This window comes from Arsenophonus sp. ENCA, assembly GCF_002287155.1.
GTDB classification, from domain to species: domain Bacteria; phylum Pseudomonadota; class Gammaproteobacteria; order Enterobacterales; family Enterobacteriaceae; genus Arsenophonus; species Arsenophonus nilaparvatae.
Genome location: NZ_NHNG01000704.1, coordinates 1 through 801, shown reverse-complemented (window position 1 = coordinate 801; position 801 = coordinate 1). Strand labels below are relative to the sequence as shown.

Annotated in this window: 1 protein-coding gene; it reads left to right on the top strand. The window is 37.3% G+C overall.

Features of this window, described 5'->3' with window-relative positions; all coding sequences use genetic code 11:
* Positions 1–314: 314 nt before the first annotated feature.
* A partial coding sequence (locus CBG25_RS18475; protein WP_290608494.1) for a hypothetical protein occupies positions 315–801 on the top strand: 487 nt, incomplete at its 3' end.

The following is an 801-nucleotide window of genomic DNA, read 5'->3' as shown; positions in this document are numbered from 1 at the left end:
GCTTACTTTTTATACCACCTTCCTTAGTACACTGGATGCGAAAATGGTGAATGGGGTTGTAAATAATCATTAAGGAGTAACTGTCATGCTTAACATACTCTGCTCTATCTGTAGAGGGTAAGTATAAAATACTTTCACTGGTGATTTAAATTACAACTGTTTTTTCAGCGACTTAGAACCTGTTAAGAAGATGAAATAATGGTGTTGGTTATAGTTTGATTTCTACAAATCATACGAAAAAATTAAGGTATTGGGTCAATTAACCCAATAAAGATTCTAACAAAAATAAAATTTACGAGAGCTATCAATTATGTTTGATAACCTTTTTTACCCCCGATAATGAAAAAAGAGCGGTGAGACTGACAGAACTTGTCGCGGACAATTCCACTGCAGTCGGTAGTATTTCACAACAACATGCTAAATATGAAATAGCAATAAATAACGCCAATGAAGCGATACGCAAAGCTTACAAGGTTGTTGGAACATCAATAAAATTTCATGATATCGATTTTGTTCCCGAGTCAAAAACGCACAAAATTTTAATTAGTGTCGCTGATGTTATTACGCCGATGCTTACATATGGCTTCGCTAACAAAGCATTATCGCTCGCAGCAAAATCATATCTTCTACAACAAGGTCGTATCGGGGAAGCCGCCTTTATTAAACTGGTTGGTCTACCAAAATGGTTTAAGGTAGGCACTGTATTAGGTGGGATCGCAGCGGTTGTCCTGGTTCAAGGGATCCTGGATTCAGTCACTGGGGCGGTGCAACGGAAAAATTTGCAGGATAAAATTAAAGAGT